This window comes from Massilia sp. LXY-5 (genome assembly GCF_059801075.1).
Window position 1 is genome coordinate 576,860 of record NZ_JBNNEH010000003.1, and the last position, 19,759, is coordinate 596,618.

The 19,759-nt window shown below is 67.2% G+C and carries 15 protein-coding genes; 10 read left to right on the plus strand and 5 right to left on the minus strand.

The features are described 5' to 3' along the window. The first annotated feature begins 16 nt into the window (after window positions 1-16). The 4 genes from ACI48I_RS11530 (at window position 17) to ACI48I_RS11545 (ending at window position 7,176) form a co-directional block, all read left to right on the plus strand. Window positions 17-1,387 (plus strand): HD-GYP domain-containing protein, encoded by a 1,371-nt coding sequence (locus tag ACI48I_RS11530; protein WP_193686756.1) that lies wholly within the window; start codon window positions 17-19, stop codon window positions 1,385-1,387. A 74-nt stretch (window positions 1,388-1,461) separates the two neighbouring features. Continuing rightward, a complete protein-coding gene (locus ACI48I_RS11535; RefSeq protein ID WP_498574246.1) occupies window positions 1,462-3,099 on the plus strand; it encodes a M28 family peptidase in 1,638 nt (545 codons plus the stop codon). A 170-nt stretch (window positions 3,100-3,269) separates the two neighbouring features. Continuing rightward, a complete protein-coding gene (locus tag ACI48I_RS11540) occupies window positions 3,270-4,319 on the plus strand; it encodes an aldose epimerase family protein (RefSeq protein ID WP_498574247.1) in 1,050 nt (349 codons plus the stop codon). Window positions 4,320-4,503: 184 nt separating this feature from the next. Further along, entirely contained in the window at window positions 4,504-7,176 is a 2,673-nt protein-coding gene (locus ACI48I_RS11545; protein WP_498574248.1) for a hybrid sensor histidine kinase/response regulator, read from the plus strand. Here ACI48I_RS11545 and ACI48I_RS11550 read toward each other — a convergent pair. Beyond that, window positions 7,173-7,958 (minus strand): hypothetical protein, encoded by a 786-nt coding sequence (locus ACI48I_RS11550; protein ID WP_227496552.1) that lies wholly within the window; start codon window positions 7,956-7,958, stop codon window positions 7,173-7,175. The genes ACI48I_RS11545 and ACI48I_RS11550 overlap by 4 nt on opposite strands. Before the next feature lie 213 nt (window positions 7,959-8,171). Between ACI48I_RS11550 and ACI48I_RS11555 the strand changes: the two genes are divergently transcribed. Beyond that, window positions 8,172-9,032 (plus strand): hypothetical protein, encoded by an 861-nt coding sequence (locus tag ACI48I_RS11555; protein WP_193686752.1) that lies wholly within the window; start codon window positions 8,172-8,174, stop codon window positions 9,030-9,032. A 103-nt stretch (window positions 9,033-9,135) separates the two neighbouring features. Here ACI48I_RS11555 and ACI48I_RS11560 read toward each other — a convergent pair whose 3' ends face one another. Further along, complete coding sequence (locus tag ACI48I_RS11560) at window positions 9,136-10,158, minus strand: asparaginase (protein WP_498574249.1); 1,023 nt, start codon at window positions 10,156-10,158, stop codon at window positions 9,136-9,138. A gap of 67 nt (window positions 10,159-10,225) precedes the next feature. Further along, window positions 10,226-11,089, minus strand: a complete 864-nt coding sequence (locus ACI48I_RS11565) for a pirin family protein (protein ID WP_498574250.1) — start codon at window positions 11,087-11,089, stop codon at window positions 10,226-10,228. A 139-nt stretch (window positions 11,090-11,228) separates the two neighbouring features. On the opposite strand from ACI48I_RS11565, the gene ACI48I_RS11570 reads away from it, so the two are divergent. The 5 genes from ACI48I_RS11570 (at window position 11,229) to ACI48I_RS11590 (ending at window position 18,208) form a co-directional block, all read left to right on the plus strand. Beyond that, a complete protein-coding gene (locus ACI48I_RS11570) occupies window positions 11,229-12,743 on the plus strand; it encodes a dipeptidase (RefSeq protein ID WP_193686749.1) in 1,515 nt (504 codons plus the stop codon). Window positions 12,744-13,139: 396 nt separating this feature from the next. Next, entirely contained in the window at window positions 13,140-14,234 is a 1,095-nt protein-coding gene (gene galT / locus ACI48I_RS11575; RefSeq protein ID WP_193686748.1) for a galactose-1-phosphate uridylyltransferase, read from the plus strand. Further along, complete coding sequence (locus ACI48I_RS11580) at window positions 14,231-15,319, plus strand: M24 family metallopeptidase (RefSeq protein ID WP_498574251.1); 1,089 nt, start codon at window positions 14,231-14,233, stop codon at window positions 15,317-15,319. The genes galT and ACI48I_RS11580 overlap by 4 nt, the downstream gene beginning before the upstream one ends. Next, window positions 15,319-16,416 (plus strand): galactokinase, encoded by a 1,098-nt coding sequence (galK, locus tag ACI48I_RS11585; protein WP_498574252.1) that lies wholly within the window; start codon window positions 15,319-15,321, stop codon window positions 16,414-16,416. Before ACI48I_RS11580 ends, galK begins: the two co-directional genes overlap by 1 nt. Continuing rightward, window positions 16,403-18,208: a glycoside hydrolase family 2 protein gene (locus ACI48I_RS11590; RefSeq protein WP_193686745.1), complete on the plus strand. Its 1,806-nt coding sequence runs from the start codon at window positions 16,403-16,405 to the stop codon at window positions 18,206-18,208. The genes galK and ACI48I_RS11590 overlap by 14 nt, the downstream gene beginning before the upstream one ends. Window positions 18,209-18,465: 257 nt before the next feature. On the opposite strand, the gene ACI48I_RS11595 is transcribed toward ACI48I_RS11590, so the two are convergent. Further along, window positions 18,466-19,158, minus strand: coding sequence for a hypothetical protein (locus ACI48I_RS11595; protein WP_193686744.1), 693 nt, complete (start codon window positions 19,156-19,158; stop codon window positions 18,466-18,468). A 166-nt stretch (window positions 19,159-19,324) separates the two neighbouring features. After that, window positions 19,325-19,723: a VanZ family protein gene (locus tag ACI48I_RS11600; protein ID WP_498574253.1), complete on the minus strand. Its 399-nt coding sequence runs from the start codon at window positions 19,721-19,723 to the stop codon at window positions 19,325-19,327. Window positions 19,724-19,759: the final 36 nt, after the last annotated feature.

The following is a 19,759-nucleotide window of genomic DNA, read 5'->3' on the forward strand; positions in this document are numbered from 1 at the left end:
CGGCAATAATTCAGCCATGGACCGATTCCCCCATACAGCCGCCACCATCCAGCCAACGGACCTGAAACTGTCCGAGCTGATCGGCTCGCTGAGCTATGCGCTCGACATCACCGAAGGCCAACCGGCCGGCCACTGCGTGCGCGTCTGCTGGATCGGCATGCACATCGGGCGCGACGCCGGGATGAATTCGGAGCAGCTGTGGGAGCTGTATTACACCCTGCTGCTGAAGGACCTCGGCTGCAGCAGCAACGCCGCGCGCATCTGCGAGCTCTACCTGACGGACGACCTCGACTTCAAGCGGGAATTCAAGACGGTCGGCGACAGCCTGCCGCAGGTGCTCGGCTTCGTGCTCAAGCATACCGGCCTGAAGGCGGGCCTGGCCGAGCGCTTCCGCAGCGTGATGACGATCCTGCGCGACGGTCCCGCGATCGCCCAGGAGATGATCGCCACCCGCTGTTCGCGCGGCGCCGAGATCGCCCGCCTGCTGCGCTTTCCCGAGCGCGTCGCGAACGGCATCTACAGCCTCGACGAACATTTCAACGGCAAGGGCAAGCCGGCCCAGCTGGCGGGGGAGGCCATTCCGGTTTACGCCCGCATCGCCCTGCTGGCGCAGGTGGTCGACGTCTTCCATGCCGACGGCGGACGCGCCGCCGCCCTGAAGGAAGCGCGTATGCGTGCCGGCAGCTGGTTCGACCCGCGCCTGGTCGACGCCTTCGAGCGCGTCGCGAAGAATGAGGCCTTCTGGGACATGCTCGCCTCAAAAGACCTCGACAAGACCGTGTTCGCCATGGAGCCGGCCGAGCACACGATCCCGCTCGACGACGACTACCTGGACGACATCGCCGCCGCCTTCGGCCAGGTGGTCGACTCGAAGAGTCCCTATACCAGCGGCCATAGCGGACGCGTGGCGCTCTACACCGACATGATCGCCGAAGCCCTCGGCTTGTCCGCCGAACGCCGCCGCTGGCTCAAGCGCGGCGCGCTGCTGCATGACGTCGGCAAGCTCGGCGTCAGCAACAGTGTGCTGGACAAGGCCGGCGCCCTCGACCGCGAGGAATGGGCCGCCGTGCGCCAGCACGCCGAATTCACCGAAACCATCCTGGGCCGCATCAGCGCCTTCGCGGAACTGGGCCGCATCGCCGGCGCCCACCACGAGCGCCTCGACGGCGGCGGCTATCCGCGCGGCCTGTCGGGCGACCAGATCGACATCGAGACGCGCATCATCACCACCGCCGACATCTTCGATGCCATCACCGCCGAGCGCCCCTACCGCGGCGCGATTCCGGTGCCGCAGGCGCTCGAGATGATGGAGAAGACGGTCGGCACGGCCCTCGATGCGCGCTGCTTCGATGCCCTCAAGCGCGCGCTGGAACGCGTCCCGCTGTAATCGGTCATGCCGCCGCGCGCGTTCGCGCTGCGGTAACATGTTGCGCATCCTTTCACTCCCGACGGAACCAATCGATGCGTCTTCGCCCCCTGGCCGCCCGCGCCGCTTTCTCTGCCTTCTCCGCCTTGTCCCTGTCCTGCAGCGCCCTTGCGCAAGAGGCGCCCGCCATCTCCGAAGCGGCGCTGCGTGCCCACCTGTCCTTCCTCGCCGACGACCTGCTCGAGGGCCGCGGTACCGGCCAGCGCGGCGGCGCGCTGGCGGTGCGCTACCTCGAAACCCAGGCCGCGGCGATCGGTTTGAAACCCATGCCATCGGGCGGCTACCGCCAGAAGGTCGCCATCGAAGGCACCCGCCTGCTGCCGGGCAGCGCGGTGAGTTTCGACGCCGGCGGCAAGCGCCTGAATCCGAAGCTGGGCGAGGGCATCGTGTTCGGCACCGGCAGCGGGCAAACGGGCCTGTCCTTCGACGCGCCGCTGGTCTTCGTCGGCTACGGCGTCAGTGCGCCGGAAGAGAAATGGGACGACTACAAGGGCGTCGACGTGAAGGGCAAGATCCTCGTCATGATGGTCAACGACCCGCAGCCCACCGCTGATGAACCGAACCGCTTCGCCGGCAAGGCCTATACCTGGTACGGCCGCTGGCTGTACAAATTCGAAGAGGCCGTGCGCCGCGGCGCCGCCGGCGCGCTGCTGATCCACACCACGCCATCGGCATCCTATGCCTGGAGCGTGCCGGCCAACAGCTTCTCGCACGAGCGCTTCCACCTGGCCGGCGCCGGCAACCGCATCGAGGGCTGGCTGCAGGAAGACACCGCGCGCGAACTGTTCGCGGCCGCCGGTTTCGATCTGGACAAGCTGCGCGCCCAGGCCGAGCGGCGCGACTTCACGCCGGTCGACCTGAAGACCGCCGCCCACGTCGAGCTGAAATCGGCGATCCGCCAGGTCGAGGATTTCAACGTGGTCGGCATCGTGCCGGGTACGGATCCGAAGCTGAAGGAGCAGGCGGTCGTGTATTCGGCGCATTGGGACCACCTCGGCATCGACCAGAACATCCCGGAAGGGCGCGACCGCATCTTCAACGGCGCGGTCGACAACGCCACCGGCAGCGCCGCGCTGCTGGCGATGGCGGCCGAGGCGGTGCGCAAACCCGCGCGCCGCACCCAGGTCTTCCTGTGGCCGGCCGCCGAAGAGCAGGGTTTGTTGGGCAGCGCCGCCTATGTCGCCAACCCGGTGATCCCGCTGGCCAGGACCGCCGCCGACCTGAACCTTGACAGCCTGAACTTCGTCGGCCGCACGAAGGACATCGGCGTGCCCGGCGCCGAGCGCAGCAGCCTGTATGGCACGGCGGCGGCGGTGGCGAAAAAGATGGGCTTGACCCTGGCGCCGACCATTCCCGACCTGTCCGGCGCCTACTTCCGCGCCGACCACTTCAATTTCGCCAAGGCGGGCGTGCCGGCCTTTAATGTCGGCTCGGCCGTGTTCTCGGGCGACGGCCATTTCGAGTTCGAGCACGACCATGCGCGCGCGAGCGCCACCATGGTCGGCTTCAAGGGCGACTACCACCAGGTGACGGACGAGTACCACGCGAACTGGGATTTGTCGGGCATGACGCAGCAGGCCCAGTTCACGCTGAACCTGGGCTATGCGGTGGCGAACGCGCCGGCCATGCCGACGTGGAAGCAGGGGGATGCGTTCGGGCGGGTCAAGCGCTGAAGCGAGCCGGGGTTTCGCAGCGCCTGGCCCTTGCCGGCGCGCCTGGCCGCATACATCCGGCGCTCGGCTTGCGTGGCGGGATGCCGGGCGCGCAAGGCGGCGCGGCGCGATGCGGCGCCCATGCTAGGATCGCGGCATCACGACAGCCAACCCAGAAAGGACGCAATCCAGTGCAACCCGGCATCCAGCAAGCCCCTTTCGCCCAGCTGCCCGACGGCGCGCAAGTGCAGGTCTTCACGCTCGCCAACGCGGCCGGCATGACGGTCAGGATCCTGGACTTCGGCGGCATCATCACCGAGATCCACGTACCCGACCGCGACGGCGTGTTCGCCGACGTGGCGCTCGGCTTCGACACGCTCGAACCCTACCGCGGCGACAGCCCGTATTTCGGCGCGCTGATCGGCCGCTACGGCAACCGCATCGCCGCCGGCCGCTTCACGCTCGACGGCCAGGACTTCGCGCTGCCGGTCAACAACGGCAAGAACCACCTGCACGGCGGCGTACCCGGCTTCGACCGCGTGCTGTGGCGCTCGCGCATCGAGGGTGACGAACTGGTGCTGGACTACCGCAGCCCCGACGGCGAGCAGGGCTATCCCGGCACGCTGGATGCCAGCGTCCGTTACCAGCTCACCGCCGACAACGAAATCGTGGTGCGTTTTTCGGCCGTCACCGACCGCGCCACGCCGGTCAACCTGACCCAGCACAGCTATTTCAATCTCGCCGGCGGCGGTAACATCCTGGGCCACGAGCTGACGATCGATGCGGACACATTTGTCCCGATCGATGCCGGTTCGATCCCGCTCGGGAATCTGGCGCCCGTGGCCGGCACGCCCTTCGATTTTCGCGTCCCCCGGCCGATCGGCGCGCGCATCGACGAGGCCGACGAACAGCTGCGCAACGGCGGCGGTTACGACCACTGCTTCGTCCTGAACAAACCGGCGCCGGGCGCGATGAGCCGGGCGGCGCGCGTGCGTGATCCCGGTTCCGGCCGCGTGCTCGAGCTGTTTACGCAGGAGCCGGGCGTCCAGTTCTACAGCGGGAACTTCCTCGACGGTTCGCTCGCCGGCAAGGGCCGGGTCTATGCGTACCGCAGCGGCTTTTGCCTCGAGCCGCAGCATTTCCCCGATTCGCCGAACCAACCGGCCTTTCCGGACACGATCCTGCGGCCGGGCGAGGTCTACGCGACCGAATCGCGGTTCCGCTTTTCGATCGAGCCCTGATCGCAAGGCAGCGGCACGCCGATTGTGCCGAATCGGCCCGTTTTTCATGCGCGCCGCATGGCTTCTACCCGGTGCGCATGACATCGTCACGGCAGTGTGACATTCGCTGTTTCGGCGCGCGTTCGGCCGCTATAATCGACTGATTCCCTTGTCGATATGGCACCATTTCCGCATGAGCCGAGCGATGCGCGCATCCCACCACGACGCCGACGCCATCAGCGTGCGCGCGCTGCTGCGCGCCTTGCCGGCCCCCGTCGGCGCGCCGTGGCCGGACGGTCTGCGCGCGGCGATCGACCTGATGCTCGGTTCGCGCTTCCCGATGTTCGCGGCCTGGGGCCGTGACCTGCGCCTGGTCTACAACGACGCCTTCGTCGAGCTGCTGGGCGAGCGCCATCCCGCCTGGCTCGGACAGCCCCTGGCGCAGGCCTTCACCGGTTCCTGGGCCGACGTGATGCCTGTCCTCGATGCCGCCCTGGCCGGCGAGGCGGCGCTGGCCGAGGACCTGCCGCTGGAGGCGGCGCGGCATGACCGGTTGGCGCGCCGCTACGTCACGCTGTCGGCCTCGCCCCTGCGCGAACGCGGCGAGCCCGCCGGCGTTCTGTGCGTGCTGACCGATACCACCACGCGCGTGCTGGCGGCGCAGCAGGACCGCTTCCAGCGCGAGCTCGGCGCGACCCTGCGCGAACTGCTCGACCCGGTCGCCATCATGGAAGCGGCCAGTGCGCTCGTCGGGCGCTACCTGGCGGTGGGACGCGTCGGCTACGGCGAGATCGACGCGGGCGGACAGACCGTCAGCGTCGAGCGCGACTGGACCGACGGCACGATTGCCAGCCTGGCCGGCGAGACGCGTGCGCTCGACGGCTTCGGCCCGGCCCTGATCGCCGAACTGCGCGCCGGGCGCACGCTGCAGCTCGACGATGTCGCGGCCGATCCGCTGGCCGCGCCGTATGCGGCCGGCTATGCGAGCATCGGCGCGCGCGCCATGATCGTGGTGCCGATCATCGAGGCCGGACGGCTGGCCGCCATCTTTTATCTGCACGAGCCGGCGCCGCGCGAGTGGAGCGCGCGCGAGGCGGCGCTGGCCGAGGACGTGGCGCGCCAGACGCGCGAGGCCGTGCGCCGCGCCCGCGTCGAAGAGACGCTGCGCGACGAAACGCGCATTCTCGAAGTCCTGAACCGCACCGGCCAGGCGCTCGCCTCGACCCTCGACGCCGACGTGCTGCTGCAGGCGATCACGGACGCCGGCACCCAGCTGAGCGGGGCCCAGTTCGGCGCCTTCTTCTACAAGGTGCCGGGCGATCCTGGCGAGGACCTGCTGCTCTACACCCTGTCCGGCGCACCGCGCGCGGCCTTCGAAGGCTTCGGCAATCCGCGTCCGACGGCGATCTTCCATCCGACTTTTTACAACGAAGGCATCGTGCGCAGCGACGACATCACGCGCGACCCGCGCTACGGCCTGTCGAGCCCGCACTACGGCATGCCGCACGGGCACCTGCCGGTGCGCAGCTACCTGGCCGTGCCGGTGGTTGCGCGCTCGGGCACGGTGCTCGGCGGCCTGTTCTTCGGCCATCCGCAAGCAGGGGTGTTCAGCGAACGCACCGAACGCATCGTCGCCGGCGTGGCGGCCCAGGCGGCGGTCGCGCTGGACAATGCGCGCCTGTACGAAGCGGCGCGCAAGGCGGCTATCGAGCGCGACGCGCTGCTCCAAAGCGAACGTGCGGCGCGTGTCGAGGCCGAGCGCCTGTCGCGGATGAAGGACGAGTTCCTGGCGATGCTGGCGCACGAGCTGCGCAATCCGCTGGCGCCGATCAGCAGCTCGGCGGCTTTGCTCAACATCCAGTTCCGCGACGAGCCGCGCATCGGCCAGGCCAGCGCCATCATCGGGCGCCAGGTCAAGCACATGAGCCGCCTGATCGACGACCTGCTCGACGTCTCGCGCGTGACGCGCGGCCTGGTGACGCTGCAGGTGGACGAGCTCGACCTGTGCGAAGTGGTGAGGAGCGCACTCGACCAGGCGCGCCCGCTGATCGACGAACAAGCGCACCGCGTCGAACTCGACCTGCCGCAGTGCCCGGTGCAGGTGCGCGGCGATGCGACGCGCCTGGTGCAGGCGGTGGCGAATATCCTCAACAACGCCGCCAAGTACACGCCGCCGGCCGGCACCATCCGCATTACGCTCGCGCGCGAAGATGGCCGCGCGCGCCTGCAGGTACGCGACAACGGTTCCGGCATGCCGCCCGATCTGCTGCCGGGCGTGTTCGAGCTGTTCACACAGGGAGCGCGCACGCTGGCGCGCTCGCAGGGCGGCCTTGGACTCGGCCTGGCGCTGGTGAAGAAGCTGGTCGAGATGCATGGCGGCGCGGTCGCTGCCCACAGCGACGGGGTGGGGCTGGGCAGCGTGTTCACGATCGAGCTGCCGTGCGCGCAAGCGGAGTCGGATGCCGCTGCGGACGGCGCGGCGGTCCGGATGGATGCCGCGGCCTACCGCCCCTTGCGCGTGATCGTGGTCGACGACAACGAGGACGCCGCCGACGGCCTGGCCACGCTGCTGCGCGCCCAGGGCCATACGGTGGCGGTCGACTATACGGCAAGCGCCGCGCTGCGGCGAGCCATGCGCGAAGCGCCCGACGCGATGGTGGTCGACATCGGCCTGCCCGACATGGACGGCTACCAGCTGGGCGCGCTGCTGCGCGCGGAACCGGCCACGCGCAATGCGGTATTGATCGCGGCGACCGGCTATGGGGGCGAGCAGGACCGCGCCCGGGCGCGCGCCGCCGGGTTCAGCCACCACCTGGTGAAGCCGGTCGATATGGGGGCCCTGGTGCGCATCCTGCAAGAGGCGGCTTCGCGCTCCTAGCTTTCGCTGAGCGCGGCCATCTGCGCCAGCAAGGTCGCGCGCGCGGCATCGATCTGGCGCGCGTTGGTGCGCGAGGAGAGGGCCGCGCGCTCCTTGCGGCCGAGGAAATAGGCGACCCGTTCGGCATTCGCGCCGGACGGGTGGGGCAAGCCGTGCAGGATGCGCTCGCGCCGGATCACGCCTTCGCGCGCCAGCCAGTCGAGCCCTTCGGCGACGCTTCCGCCCATCGGGATGTAGAGCGCATCGGGCAGTTGCGCCGCCTCGTGCGCGAAATAGCGCAGCACCTGTTCGCGCAGGAAGGGGAGTTTGGCCATGCCGGGCGTGCCGCTGTAGTTGCGGCCGTCGACGAACACCGGGTGGCGCAGGATGGCGCTGATCTGTACCAGGTGGGCATCGTGGTCGAACAGCGAAGCGCAGCTGGCGATGCCGAGCCAGCGCTGCACGCCGATGGCGTCCAGCAGGGCGACGAAGTTCGGGCGGATGGCGCCGCTGAAGGCCCCGGCCAGGCGCGCCGCGCGCAGCACCTCGTCCTGCGCGGCGCCGGCGGCCATGCGGCGCTGGGTTTCCGCCATCGCATTCTTCCACTGCACGAAGCCCGGCGCGATGCCGACGACGACGATGCGCGCCGCCGGGTTCACATACTCGAAAGGGATGTAGTGCACGCTGAAGCGGCCTTCGTGCGCCAGCAGGAAGCGCTCGGGCAGGGCGGCCGGTGAACCGATCGCCGCCAGGTCGAGTGCGCGGATGGCATCGGCGTATTCGGGAAACAGCAGCGGGTTCACAATAGTGTGTACATACAATTGAGCAAATGCAGTTATGTTTAAGAAAATTATAGTTCCTATAACAAATGCAGCAAAGGGCAAGCGTGCGCGCCCGGATTCCGGACGCGTGCGGCCATCCATTGCGCCTCGGCTGGTGGTAAGCTGGAGTTAGGAATCGGCTTCAGTCATGAGGACGTTTCTGACAAAAGGCTCTTGGTCCGGAAGGAGGTCACCATGCCCCAGGTCGCATTGATCACGGTTCACGGAATGGGCGAAACGCCGCGCGACTACGCGGCCGGCGTATTCGGCGAGATGCGCAACCGCCTCGGCCCGGCGCTGCGCGAACGCGTGGCCTTGTATTCGGTGTATTACCAGGACATCCTTCAAAAGAACGAGCAGCTCGTCTGGGACCGCGTCGACGGCGGCAGCAAGGTCCATTACGACCAGCTGCGCAAGTTCATGCTGTTCGGCTTCGCCGACGCCGCCGGGCTGGAGAACCGCAAGGAAGACCCGGCCTCGGTCTACGAACTGGCGCAAGGCCAGATCGCACGTGCCCTGCTGGCTGCCTGCGCCGCCAACCCCGGCATGCCGGTCGTGTTCCTCGCGCATTCGCTCGGCTGCCAGGTGCTGTCGAGCTATATCTACGACGGGCAGAAGGCGCTTGGCGGCGGGCGGGTCGGCGCCGGCATCTGGCGCGACATCGATGCCTGGTCGCGTCCGGCGCTGGGGCGCCTGCTCAGCGAGCGCGAGAAGCACTACCTGGCGGGCGGCACCTGCACCGGCCTGGTGACGACCGGTTGCAACATTCCGATTTTCGTCGCCGCGCACAAGGAAATGCAGATCAAGCCGATCGCGCCGCCGACCCCGCTGTTTCGCTGGCTGAACCTGTACGATCCGGACGACGTGCTCGGCTGGCCGCTGCAGCCGCTGTCGGAGGGCTATCGGACGCTGGTCGAAGACCGTGTCATCAATGCCGGGCAAGGGGCGGTGGGGTGGATGCTCAAGAGCTGGAATCCGCTGTCGCACAACAGCTATTGGCAAGACAAGGAAGTGCTCGAGCCGCTGGCGGGGATGTTGAGGCGAATGGTTTCGTAGGGTGGGCATTCATGCCCACGCGGTGATACGCGACGGCGAGATCGTCGAGCACGAAATCGGAGGGAGTACGTATCACCGCGTGGGCACGAGTGCCCACCCTACGTTACGCGTGCTGCAGCGTGAACAGCGTGCGGATATCGCCGGCCACCGTTCCGCGCGCATTGCGAATCAGGGGCTGGCGGAAGCGTTCCAGCACGGCGCGTTTTCCCTCGTCCAGCAAGCCCAATTGATCGAGCACGTTGTAGGTAATCGTGTGCAGCCCGCGGTTATTCCCGTCCGCGACCTTGATCGCGATGCCGATCCCTTTCGAGCGGATGCCGATCGCCTGCACGGCGTCGGCGCCGATCTTGGCGACCCAGTCGCCGCCGCCCGCCGTCATCAGGACCAGGTCGCTGCGCTCGGTACCCGAGACCATGTCCGGCCGATGCGTCATGGCGTCGAACAGGGGCCCGAGCGCGTTCCCGAGCAGCGGGTCGGCCGCGCCCTGCGCCAGGCGCGCGTACAGGTGGGCCAGGCTGGCCAGCGGCAGCGCATAGTTCGGCGCCGAACAGCCGTCGATCCCGCTCGGCAGCTTCGACTCCGGCAAGTGCACGGCATCGGCCAGGGCGCTGCGGATGGCGCGCTGCAGCGGATGGTCCGGTTCGACGTAGCCGCGCGTCGGCGCGCCGTGCTGGCGGCACCAGGCCAGGAAGCCGCCATGCTTGCCCGAGCAGTTGTGGTGGAGCGGGGTCCAGGCGCGGTCCTGCGGCACCGGCAGGTTGTTCGCCTCGTAGTACAGCGGCGCGCCGCAGCCGCATTCGAGGTGGCCGGCGTCCAGGCCGATCCTGGCGAGGATCGAGCGCACGCCGTTCAGGTGTTTTTCTTCGCCCGAGTGGCTGGCGCACAGCAGCGCCAGTTCTTCTTCCGCCAGGCCGAATCTGGCCGGGCCTTCGGCGAGCAGGAAGGGCAGGGCCTGGAAGGGCTTCAGGGCCGAGCGGGTGAAGGTTTGATAGTGCGGATCGCCGGCCCAGGCGAGCAGGTGGCCCGCGGTGTCGACGACGGCGATCGAGCCGGCGTGGACGTTTTCGATCGTGTAGCCGGAATCTGGATAGCCGCGCGTGGTGGCGGCAAGGGGAACTGCGCTCATGCTCGGATCTCGTGTAGTTGGGTATCCGTTTACTCTAATCGAGCCGGCAAAAACGCAGCGCACCCCCTTACATCGGCACCCCGAATCGTCCGGCCTGGTAATCGCGAATGGCCTGCTCGATCTCGGCACGCGAATTCATGACGAAGGGACCGTGCGACACCACCGGCGCGCCGATCGGCTCGACATGGCCGAACAGGACCACGGCATCTTCCAGCGCCGTCATCTCCAGTTCGTCGCCTTCATGCCCGAGTTCGACGAGATGGAAGGCGCTGACGCGGTCTTCCGCCACGCCGACCTGCAGCGCCCCGCGCACGACGTAGAGAAACACGTTGCGCTCGGCCAGGGCGCGCACGCGCAGGCGCCCGCCCGGCTGGAAGGCGATCGTGCTCATGAAGACGCCGGTCAGCGACTGCACCGGGCCGCGCGTCCCTTCGTATTCGCCGGCAGTCAGGTGCATCGTGACCCGGCCGCCGTCGAGCGCGAGCGCCGGGATCTCGTCCTGCTGCAGGCCGGTGTAGGCGGGCTTCGTCATTTTCAGGTGCGGCGGCAGGTTGACCCACAGTTGCAGGATCTCGAGCGGTCCGCCGGCCTGCAGGAATTCGGGCGGCGAGATCTCCGCGTGAATCAGGCCGCTGCCGGCCGTCATCCACTGCACGCCGCCGGCGCGGATGATGCTCTCATAGCCGGCGCTGTCCTTGTGCATCAGCATGCCCTCCAGGATGAAGGTGACGGTTTCGAAGCCGCGGTGCGGATGCGGCCCGAAGGGCAGGCCGCGGTTGTGCGGCGGGTAGGTTTGCGGGCCGTGGTGGTTCAGGAACAGGAAGGGATCGACCTGGTCCAGGTGGCGTGTGGGGACCGGGCGCTGGGTAATCAGGTCGCCGATATCGTCGCGCAGCGCCGGGTGAATCCGGCGTACCAGTTTATCGCTCATGTGCTTTCTCGTTGGTCTTGTCGATTGATGTAGTCAATGAGTGCCACGATACCGTAATGTCTGTCGCCCTGGCGCGCCTGCCTGCCGCGGACCCCTGTGCTAGACTCGTTGCGCCTATGCAATGGAGACCATCCGCGACATGAAAAAAACGATACTCGCCAGCCTGCTGCTGGCCTGCGCGCTGCATGCACACGCCGCGCCGAACACCGCCGCGCCGAGTCCGGCCGCCGTCAAGGCCGCCAAGTATGCCGTCACCACCTACCGTACCGACGTCGTCAGGACGCTCGCCAGCCTGGTCAGCTTCAACACGGTGGCCGATCCGAAGATCCCGTCCGACCAGGACCCGCAGCACATCGCCTTCAAGAACTATCTGAAAACCGAGGCAAACCGTCTCGGTTTCGATTTCGCCGACCATGGCTGGGTCGTCGTCGTCGGCATGGGCAAAGGCGATGAACGCGTCGGTGTCGTCACCCACGGCGACGTCCAGCCGGTCGATCCGTCGAAGTGGAAGAAGTCGCCCTTCGTGCTGGACCAGACCAGCGAGCCCGGCAAGCTGCTGGCGCGCGGCGCGGAGGACGACAAGGGGCCGATCGCCACCGCCCTGTACGCGATGAAGGCCCTGAAGGACCAACAGCTGCCGCTGTCGAAGCGCATCGAGCTGTATGTCTACATGGGCGAGGAATCGAACTGGCAGCCCTTGATCGATTTCCTGAAAACGAACGAGCCGCCGCAGATGAACATCACGCTCGACGCCGAGTATCCGGCGGTCGTCGCCGAAAAGGCCTCGGGCACGATCGCCGTCACCTTCCCGAAAGCGAAGGCGGTGGTGCCGGCGGCGGGCGAACCCTACCTCGCGGCCTTCGGCGGCGGCTTCTTCGGCAGCCAGATTCCGGAAGACGCGAACGCGACGATCGCGAATGCGACGCCGGCCCTGGAAGCGCAGGTGCGCGAGCGCGGCGCGAAGCAGGAGGGCATGCGCTACGAATTCACGCGCAAGGGCAGCGAGCTCGAGGTGCGCGCGCGCGGCGTGTCGGCGCACTCCTCGAAGCCCGAGGATGGCGTGAACGCGGTGGCGATGCTGGCTGATGCGCTGGCCGTGCGGCCCTGGCCGAATACGACGGCCGGCGCCGCCGTCAACTATCTCAACGAGCTGGTCGGCACCGGCCTGTACGGGGAAAAATTCGGCGCCATCGCCTACCGCGACAGCTTCATGGGCCCGATGACGGTGGCCCCGACCGTGATCCGCCAGAAGGACGAGGGCATCGAGGTCTCGATCAACCTGCGCCGTCCGCAGGGCAAGAGTGCGGAGCAGCTGACGGGCGAGGTCAATGCAGCCCTCGAAGGCTGGCAGAGCCGCAACCTGGCGCTGGCGAACGTCACGGTGAAAACGAGCGAACCTTGGCTGCGCAAGGATGCGCCGCAACTGCCGGTGCTGATGAACGTGTTTTCCTACTTCACCGGCATGAAGGATCCGAAGCCGGTGGCGATCGGCGGCGGCACCAATTCGCGCCTGTTCCCGAATGCGGTCAGCTTCGGGCCAGGCATGCCGGGCCAGGTCTACACAGGCCATTCCGAGCATGAATTCATCACGCTCAAGCAGCTGCTGCTCAACTTGCAGATGTACACGGCGGTGCTGGCCGAACTGGCGAAGTAGGCGCTCGTTACGCCGGCGCTCCCCGCGCCGGCGTTTTCCTGGCTGCCACAACAGTCTGCAAGAGGCCGTTTCGATCTTCTCCGCTCCAGTTGGGCTTGTCAGTGTATGTCTTGCCGAACCCCGTAAATACTTCCATTAGTTTTGTAGGTATGGGACTACAAATAGCGCTGGAAGAAGCTGCCGTACTGCTCGAAGGAATGCGTTTTCATAGGAGAGACAGACCGCCTGACCCGCTATCTGGTAGAACTGCTCAGTTAAGTCATTAACTGTTGGAAAAAACATACATTCCGTGAAGAAAATGTGGCGTAAACGCCATGTTAGGATCACTCCCTAGCCGCGTACGCAGGGATTGAATTGCCTGCGCGCGTATGTGATCTCCCGAGATAAAGCGATGCCATGCATAGTAAAGAACTGACAAAGCCCGACGGACGACACCTGACTCTCTACAGCAACCGGCCGATTCCGGAGGGGATGGTTGCGCCCAGTCCTTTCCCCGACCCGATGAATGCCAACCCGCATCTGCGCTGGCATCCCTTGCGCGGCGAGTGGGTGACCTACGCCGGGTTCCGCCAGAACCGTACCTTCCTGCCGCCGCCCGAGTACAACCCGCTGGCGGTGACGAAAGACCCCGCGAACCCGACCGAGCTGCCCCAGGGCGATTACGAGATCGCCGTGTTCGACAACCGCTTTCCTTCGCTGGCGCTCGAGTCGCACGACCCGCCGCACCTGACGGTGCCCACCGCGCCCGCCAACGGCCACTGCGAAGTGGTGGTGTTCACCCAGGACCCGACCACGGCGCTGGTGCACCTGCCGCTGTCGCGTATCGAGCTGCTGCTGCAAGTCTGGGGCGACCGCACGCGGCGCATCGGGGCGAACGCGCAGATCGAGTACGTGCTGCCGTTCGAGAACCGCGGCGCCGAGGTCGGCGTGACGCTGCACCATCCGCACGGCCAGATCTATGCCTACCCCTTCGTGCCGCAGGTGCCGGCGCGCATGCTGGCCCAGGAGCGCGAGTACTTCCTCCAGCACGGAACCAACCTGCTGTGCGACATGGCGAAGAACGAAGCGGCCGACGGGCGCCGCGTGCTGTTCCAGGATGAGCATGCGATTGCCTTCGTGCCGGCCTGCGCGCGCTATCCGTACGAGGTCTGGGTCATGCCGACCGAGCCGTGCCAGGATTTCGCCTCGCTCTCCGATGTGCAGCGCGCCAGCCTCGCGCGCTGCCTGAAGACCGTGCTGCTCAAGTACGAGACGATGTGGAACCGGCCATTCCCTTACCTGATGGCCTGGTACCAGGCGCCGACCGATGGCGCAGCACACCCGGAAACGCAATTGCACGCCCAGTTCTATCCGCCCTACCGCTCGCGCGACCGCCTGAAATACCTGGCCGGCACCGAGCTGGGCGCCGGCATGTTCGCGATGGACGTGCTGCCCGAGAACACGGCGGCCGAGCTGCAGGCGGTGCAGGTGACGCTGGAGGAGGGCGCATGAGCGGTTTCGAGCGCGCCGCCGAGGTGGCGGCCAAGCTGGCCTTGCTGCGCGACTGCCTGGAGCGCACCGGCGCGGCCGCGATCCACCTGCGCGGCATCGACTGGTTCGCCTGGGCCACGGCGGGCGGATCGAGCGCCGTGCTGCATACGTCCGAACTGGGCGTGGCCGAAGTGCTGGTCACGCGCGAGGACGCGGTGATTCTCACCGACGAGATCGAGGCGGCCCGCCTGCGCGAGGAAGAGGTCCCGGAAGGCTTTACCTTCCACGTCACGCCCTGGGCCCAGGTCGAGCTGCGCGAACGCTATGTGCTGGGCCTGGCCGGCGATCGGCCGGTGCTGTCGGACCGTCCGCGCAACGGCGAGCAGCCCTTGCCGACGGCCCTGCAGAAGCGCAGGCTCGTGTTGAGTGCATCGGAGCAGGCGCGCTACCGCGTGCTGGGGCGCGAAGCGGCCGAGGCAATGACGGAAACCATGCGCGCCGTGCGCCCCGAATGGACCGAATACGAGCTGGCCGCGGCCGGCGCGGCGTCCCTGTGGCGGCGCGGGATCCACCCGGCGCTGGTGCTGGCGGCCGGCGAAGGGCGCCTGCCGCTCTACCGCCATCCGACGCCGTCGCATGCACCGCTCGGCGCGCGCGCCATGCTGGTGTTCTGCGCGCGCCGGCACGGCCTGTATGCGAATCTGACGCGCTTCGTCAGCTTTGGACAGGCGCCGCAGGACCAGGCCGCGCTGATGGAGGTCGAGGCCACGGGTCTGGCCACTGTCACGCCCGGCAAATCGCTGTCCGCCGTCTATCACGCGTTCGCCGCGGCCTACAACCATGCCGACCGCCTGGACGCGATCAACGAGCACCACCAGGGCGGCATCACCGGCTACCTGGCGCGCGAGATCGTCGCCACGCCCAGTACGGCGACCGAACTGGAAGAGGGCATGGCCTTTGCGTTCAACCCCAGCTTTGCGGGCCTGAAAATCGAGGATACCTTCCTCCTCGGCCCGCAGGGACTGGACAACCTGACCCTGGATCCGCAGTGGCCCGCCGTGACCGTGCATGGCCGCCAGCGGCCCCTTTGGCTGGAGACAAACTGATGGTGACAAGCGATTCCTTCTTCGGCGGCGCGCCCGAGGTCAACGCCTCCGCACCCGGACGCGTGAACCTGCTGGGCGAACATACGGATTACAACGACGGCTTCATGCTGCCGGTGGCGACGCCCCAGCGCACGACGGTGGCGCTCTCCCGCAGCAACGATGGCCACTTCGTCTTCTATTCAAGTACGCTCGATGCGAACGTCACCTTCGCGCCGGACGGCAGCGCGCCGGCCGGCTTCGGCAGCTATATCGAAGGCTGCATCCGCCTGGTCGAAGCCGAGGGCGTCACCGTGCCGCCGCTGCGGGTCTGGGTGTCGACGGACGTGCCGGTCGGTTCCGGCCTGTCCTCGAGCGCGGCCTTGGAGGTGGCGACCCTGCGCGCACTGCGCCAGATGCTCGGCTTCGAACTCGACGACGTGAAACTGGCGCGCATCGCCCAGCGCGCCGAGATCGAATATGCGCGCGTGAACTGCGGCATCATGGACCAGATGGCGTCCAGCCTGGCCGACGAGTCGCACATGCTGTTCATCGACGCGCGCACGCTCGAACACCGTCTGGCGCCGCTGCCCCAGGGCGCCGAAATCATCGTCATCGACTCGGGCATCGCCCGTAAGCTGGCCGGCAGCAAGTACAACGAACGGCGCGCCGAGTGCGAGGAAGCCTCGCGCAAGCTTGGCGTGACGGCCTTGCGCGACGTGACGGACCCGGAGTCGGTGGAAAGCCTGCCCGAGCCATTGAAACGCCGTGCCCGCCACGTGGTGCAGGAAAACCTGCGCGTGCTGGAAGCGGCCGGCGGCGTCTCCCTGGAGCGCTTCGGCGAGCTGATGAACGCCTCGCACTTCAGCCTGCGCGACGATTACGAAGTATCGATCCCCGAACTCGACGAACTGTGCGCGCTGCTGCGTGCTCAGGAAGGCGTGGTCGGCGCACGCCTGACCGGCGCCGGTTTCGGCGGCGCCTGCGTGGCGCTGTGCAAGACCGGTCACGCCCAAGCGGCGGCCGAGGCCGCACTTAACGAATACAACAGGAACGGGCGCCAGGGTCGTCTGCTGATCCCGGTTCCGACTGAAGGAAAGGAAAACAATGAGTCAGTTTGAATACCCACGTCCCCAACTGGTACGCGACAACTGGATCAGCCTGAACGGCAAGTGGCGCTTCTGTTTCGACGACGAGATGCGCTTCAAGCTGCCGGGCGAGGTCCCGGAATGGACCCACGAGATCGAGGTGCCGTTCGCGCCGGAAACGAAAATGTCCGGCATCGGCGACACCGGTTTCCACCGTGTCTGCTGGTACGAGCGCGAATTCACCGTGCTGCCCAACGAGGGCCGCACCATCCTGCACTTCGGCGCGGTCGATTATTCGGCGCGTGTCTGGGTCAACGGCTATCTCGTGGCCGAGCACGAGGGCGGCCACACGCCGTTCTCGGCCGACATCACCTCGGCCATGAAGGCCGACGGCAAGCAGGTCGTCACCGTATATGTCGAGGATGATCCGGCCGACCTTGCCAAGCCGCGCGGCAAGCAGGACTGGCTGCTCGAGCCGCACTCGATCTGGTATCCGCGCACGACCGGCATCTGGCAGACGGTCTGGGTCGAGCAGGTCGAAAAGACCTTCATCCAGAAGCTGAAGTGGACCCCGATTTTCGAGACCTTCGAGATCGGCTGCGAGGTGTTCGCCGGCGGCGAGATCCGCGACGACATGTTCATCGAAGTCAAGATCTGGCACGGCGAACATTTATTGGCCGACGACCACTACAAGCTGCTGGCCGGCGAAGCGAACCGCAAGATCGCGCTGTCCGACCCCGGTATCGACGATTCGCGCAACGAATTGCTGTGGAGCCCGGAGCGTCCGACCCTGCTCGACGCCGAAGTGACGCTGCGCTGCGGCGACCGCGTGGTCGACCGCATCAAGTCCTACACTGCGCTGCGCTCGTTCGCGATCAACCGCGACCGATTGATGTTGAATGGAAGGCCATACCAGCTGCGCCTTGTGCTCGACCAGGGCTACTGGCCGGAATCCTTCCTCACCGGTCCGTCCGACGACCACCTGAAACGCGACGTCGAACTGGCGAAATTGATGGGCTTCAACGGCGTGCGCAAGCACCAGAAGATCGAAGACCCGCGCTACCTGTACTGGGCCGACAAGCTCGGCCTGCTGGTGTGGGAAGAAATGCCATCGGCCTACCGCTTCAGCCCGAAGGCGATCACGCGCATGGTGCGCGAGTGGACCGAAGCGATCGATCGCGACTACAGCCACCCCTGCATCATCGTCTGGGTGGCCTTCAACGAATCCTGGGGCGTGCCGAACCTGACGCTGACCCAGGCGCACCGCAATGCCGTCGAGGCGCTGTACCACCTGACGCGCACGCTGGACGCGACGCGGCCCGTGATCGGCAACGATGGCTGGGAGGCCTCGGCCACCGACATCCTCGGCATCCACGACTACGACTGCGATCCGGAAAAGGTCAAGGCGCGCTACGAGGTCAGCGACCCGGTGCGCACCCTGTTCGACCAACGGCGTCCGGGCGGACGCATCCTGACCCTGGACGGCTTCCCGCACCGCGGCCAGCCGATCGTGCTGACCGAATTCGGCGGCATCGCCTACGACACCACGGGCACGCCGGAAGAGGGCACCTGGGGCTATTCGCGCTCGACCACGGCCGATGGCTTCCACAACCTGTACCGCGGCCTGCTGAAGGTGGTCAACGAAACCTTCATGTTCAGCGGCTTCTGCTATACCCAGTTCGCCGATACCTTCCAGGAGGCCAACGGCCTGCTGAACGCCGATCGCACGCCGAAATTACCGTTCGAAATGATCTCGGCGGCGACGCGCAATGCGCAGGTGAAGCCGGTCAAGGCCGAGGACGAGAACGGGGCCGATCCGGCCTGATTCTCCCACTGTGGCGCAGGAAATGGGCGGCTGGACCGGCCGCCCATCTCCTGCCCATCACCGCCCAACATTGCCCATCACTGACCATCACTGCTCGTCACTGCCTTGACGCGGCCATGCCGCGCACGCACGCATATCCCTGCGCAGATTCCACGCAGTTTTCACGCATTTTGCAGACATCGATTGCGCCCTTGCAGCCGCAGGAGCGGCAGGCGGGCCCGCCCGCGCCTGCCGGGTAGAAATACGCCGGGAGCAACTTAGTGCTTGATCATGCCGCCGCTGTGGTTGACGCGGTCGCCGCTGCGGAAGCTGGGCGTGGTGTCCTGCGTGACGACCTGGGTGCTGCCGTCGTCCATGCGCAGGGTGACCCGGTAGACGCGGTCGGAAGTCATCGAGCTGCCAGTGGTGCCGGTGCTGCTGCTGCCGCTGGCACCGCTGCCGCCCATGCCGCCGGACGGACGCGGCACCAGTTCGATCGAGACCACCGTGCTGTTCGGGCTGCCGCCGGCGGCCGCGGAGCTGCCGGTGGCGGCGCCGCCCTGGGAGCTGCCGCTGGCGGTGTCGGACATCGTGCCGGTCGAACTGCCCTGGGTCGTGCTGCCCGACGTTGCGCTGCCGGCGCCGCCGGACTGGTCGTAGCCGCTGGTGCCCGAAGTGCCCGAGCTGCCCGCGCTGCCGGAGGTGCCCGAGCTGGTGCCGCCGCCCCAGCCGGCCGAACCGCTGGTGCTGGTGCCGGCGCCCGTACCCGACATGCCGCCGGCGTCGCTGCCGGTCGCACCGGTCGTCGAGCTGCCGGTCGTGGCACTGGGCGAGCTGCTGCTGCCGCTGGCGCCGCTGCCCGAGGTGTCGCCGCCCGTGTCACTGCCGCCGCGCATGCCGGAGCAGCCCGACAGGCCGAGCGCCGTGGCCAGCAGGCCCGCCAGGACCAGGCTCTGATGTTGTTGTTTCATGATCGATCCTCCGTTGATTTTGTCAGTGGGTATGCGTGACGATGGAGTCTGCCACTGCTGTTAGAGAGGAAATCGAGGCACAACGTTCCAGCTCGCTCAGGTCTTGCATGAGCCAGATCAAGCGAAGCTGATCATGGAGAAACAAAAACGCGCCACAGCGCAGGGCTCAGCTACGCTGCAGCGCCGCTTTCGGCAGGATCATCCACAGGATCGCGCAGGTGGCCAGGGCCGAACTGCAGTCGACCATCCAGTCGCGCACGTCGGCGCCGCGATAGGGGAAGAAGCTCTGCACCGATTCGTCGATCGCGCCCATGACGGCGATCGCGAGGACCGTCGCGACCGTCCTGCTGGCCGCATTGCCGCGGCTGGCGGTAAACCAGAGCAGGGCAAGGACCGAGTAGGCCGACGAGTGCAGCACCACGCCGGGCGCGTATTCGCCGATCCCGGCACGCGCGCCCGGGATCGATCCGGCAATCACGATCGCAAGGAACATGAGGATTGCCGCGGCATAGCGGAGTTTGTTCAGGCGCGGGTCAAGCAGGAGAAAATAGAGGAAAGACGGCATGGCTGACGAGCTGGCAAAAAACGGCAACCATACCAC